Genomic DNA, 3,448 nt, shown 5'->3' with positions numbered 1-3,448 from the left:
CAGGCAAACCCTAAGCTTATTCCTAGCTTTGGCGCGCTTTCCCGTGAAATCAGTCCTAACTCAGTGGAGGTGGTGAAACTGGGTTTGCAGGCGACCGAACCAATTGCACTAGATAGTATTTCGCCTTTGGTATTGCACAGCACTATTGCTTATCAAGGCGACGATATACCCGGCATGAAAATGCCAGAGGTGTCCTTTGAATCTACCTACCGACTGCGCCCCGAAAAGGTTACCGTGATCTCACCTACCGAATCAGCAGTTCAAATAGATGGCTCGCTGGATGAATGGTCAGAATTTGCCTATACCGTCGGAAAAAATGGTTACGTAGATAGCGATCCGTTTTCCCATCAGGGCGAGGAGGATGCTTCGTTCCAGTTTGACATTACTTACGATGATGATTATCTGTACGTAGGAGCTAAAGTAACCGATGACCAGTTAGAAACTACTCCGGGAAAAAACCCTTTTGATCAAGATGGGGTCAGCGTGTTGATTGATGCCCGCCCGGAAAATATTAGTGCATTGGAAACCGGGGAGCGAATATTCCGCGAAGTGCTGTACTTGGGTATTAGTCCGCTAGAGGAAGCTGATAGTAGTAAGCTATTTCTGGCCGACCGCCTACCGGAAGGCACAAAGGCTACCGTTAACCGGACCGATGAAGGGTACGTAGCGGAGTTCGCTGTTCCGATTTCTTACTTAAATGAAATGCAGGGCGGTAGCTGGGAAAGCCTTCGGGTAAATGTGGGAGTGCGTGATTTTGATAACGATGGTCAGCATCAAACAACCCTTTTCTGGAAGCCCGACTGGCGAGGAGACCAAAATTATATAGGTTCCGGTACTTTTCGCAAATCGGTAGACGTAGCATCTTCCGGCTCAGAAGAGGAAGAGCAATAAATTACTCAATGGTAAGCTGGTGCTCAAAAGGAGTGAAACCGGTGAGGTACACGCTCTGAGCGTCTAACTTATCCAGTGCTCCGCGAAGCTGGGTCCAGGTATGTTCATTCCGTCCCGGCCCGAACCTGATCTTATGCTTCCCACTTTGGAAAGTACCGAATCCGTCTTCCAGCAGGTAGGCTTCCGGCGTATCTTCTAGTTCCTGAACATCTTCCAGCGTACCTTCCTGCCGAAATGCCAATTCAATCGCTACCGGCACTCGGTCGGTTCCGAGCACGCTAATATCAATCTGAAACCCATTGCCCGCTTCACGAATGCGTATTTCGGATACTAGCTTCTGAACTTCACTCTGTGGGCGCTCGTCGCGGGGCATTTTTTTCCAGTCGCCATCGGTCGTCAAATCTTCTTCTTCCGTAAAAGGTTGGTAGTAGGGCCCTTCCAGCCACTGCCGGATTACAAATTCATCTCCATCTTGCTCCAGCGATTCGCCTTCAAATTGCCCTTTTCCGAAAAAGGCCGATGCCAAGCGGATTCCTTCCAGGGCAGCTTCGCCATTAAAGAAAGTAAAGAACACCGGATTCTTGGCCAAAATGGTAGCATCTCGCTCTCCCCGGCGAATCCGTACCAAATCAGAACCAGTAAATACCTTTACGTAGTCAGTCGGAAGCGAGCCAACTGTGGGTAATGAATTTTTTAGGTCGGTATCTTCCAGAAAGTAGGCCAGGTTATAGTTCAGCCGGTTCGTATCTTGCTTTTCCAGTAGCTGCACCATCGCTGCAAACCGAGGATTCTGGTCGTGTAGTGCCATGTAGCGGTACGGATAATAGTACCGGCGCATGGTACCCTTCTGATATTTGTCTTGTCGGCCGGAGCCTTCGGTTACTCCCTCGCCATTGGCGTGAATATAGTAAAGGCTCATTTCCAGGTTTTTTCGTACTGGCTCCAGCAATTCAGGTTTGTTCATTAGTCGGGCTACGGTAATTAGTGCCTTATTTACAATAGGGCTATACACCAGCGTACTCTGTTCGGTATACTGTCCGTCTTCATCAATATCAATTTTTTCCCGTAGCCACTCGTTCACCCGCACTTCGTAAGCTGGGTCAGGAAAGAGATGGTTTACTCGGGCCAACGCCATGCACACCACCCAACGGTGATTAGGAGTGTGAATTCCTCCTACATTCAATGCTTTACCACCTTTCTCTAGGTAGTTTTGCATGTTAGTCTGAATAGCCTCGGTCGTAGCAGAGGCGTAGGTATTAAGTAACGTGTAAGCCAAACTCACAGGTTCTACCACAAAAGCTACGTCAGGGGTAGAATGAAAATTAGTAGTATGTAAGTCTATCGTTCCGTCGGGGTGCTGCACCTTGAGCAGGTATTCGCTCGCCCGAAGCATAGGTTCAAGCAGTAATTCACTTTGGTAAAACGCCGAGTATTCAGATATTAGTCCACAACTCAATCGCTGAAGAAAGCTACTCGTGTTTTGCGGATTGTGAATACCGTAGCCATCCATAATTCCACCGTACTTAGGATGTGTAATATCCTTCTCCTGTCGCTTGAGCAAGCCTTCAATACTTTCATCATTTCCCTCAGCAAATGCCTTCAGCAGTGCCACAGGTTCTTCGTAAGATGAATGAAAAAGTGATAGGGAAGGGTAGGACGAAAAAGGAAGGATACTAGCAGTGGCTCCTAAGTGGGATAGAAACGATCTTCTTTTCATTAATGACGCAGATTGTTGTATAAGAGAGTAAGCGAACAATCCTTAAAATAGGGAAAGCCGGGTCACTTCGCAAGAAACTGAAATACCAACTTAGTATTTTATCACTTTACGAGTTAGTACATTATCGTCTGTTTCAACCTGAAGATAGTAAATCCCATTAGGCTGACCGTAAACATCGATTGACAATTCCCAATTAGTATCAGACAAGTAGGTGTATTGTTTCAAAAGTTGCCCGGTTGGGCTGTATACCCGTACTTCTCGGATCGCTTCTTTACTTTTAATCTGATAGTTACCAGTACTTGGATTAGGGTGCAGTTGTACCTGGGACGATTTATCAAGCTGGTCATCTAGTGCGGTAATTTGGTCAACAGTGAGAGTGAAGGAAGTCTCAGCAATGCAAGCATCTGGAGAAAATATCGTAATGATTGCATCACCTTTTGCTTCGGTTGAAGAGTTGATTTGTAAGGTATTACCGGAAACAGAAAGGTTCTCATCAGCTAGTATTTCCTGATTATTAGAGGATACCTGATACGATGCTTCTATGATGTCGGGATTATCCAATTGAATAGGGATGCTCAATGATCCTCCTCCAATTACGGTTGTATCCGAAATAGAAACAATATTCCCAGCACTACAGACCAGCATATTATCAATCGCTATTCCCTCGTATCTCTCAGTACTATGTGACTCTATTCCTATTCTAAATAATACTGATTCTTGCCCAGCGACTCCTTCTAAAATACGCGATACACTAGTCCAACCATCGCTAGTGTTCTCATCAGTAAGATTATACGATTCCCAGGTAACTCCCTGATCAAAAGTAACACTCAAGTACGTGCT

3 protein-coding genes are annotated in these 3,448 nt (G+C 46.1%); 1 reads left to right on the top strand and 2 read right to left on the bottom strand.

Features of this window, described 5'->3' with window-relative positions; all coding sequences use genetic code 11:
• Positions 1 to 891: sugar-binding protein (locus tag WBA23_RS16470; RefSeq protein ID WP_424583381.1), on the top strand; the 891-nt coding region annotated here is incomplete at its 5' end.
• 1 nt (position 892) lies between these two features.
• Here the strand turns inward: WBA23_RS16470 and WBA23_RS16465 are convergent.
• Both WBA23_RS16465 and WBA23_RS16460 read right to left on the bottom strand, forming a co-directional pair.
• A complete protein-coding gene (locus WBA23_RS16465; RefSeq protein ID WP_424583380.1) occupies positions 893 to 2,608 on the bottom strand; it encodes a hypothetical protein in 1,716 nt (571 codons plus the stop codon).
• Between the two features lie 90 nt (positions 2,609 to 2,698).
• Positions 2,699 to 3,448: T9SS type A sorting domain-containing protein (locus WBA23_RS16460; protein ID WP_424583379.1), on the bottom strand; the 750-nt coding region annotated here is incomplete at its 5' end.

The sequence above is a fragment of the Tunicatimonas sp. genome (genome assembly GCF_049647865.1).
Lineage (GTDB): Bacteria > Bacteroidota > Bacteroidia > Cytophagales > Cyclobacteriaceae > Tunicatimonas.
Note: the sequence above shows the minus strand (reverse complement) of the source record. Positions and strands in the feature narration are given on the sequence as shown.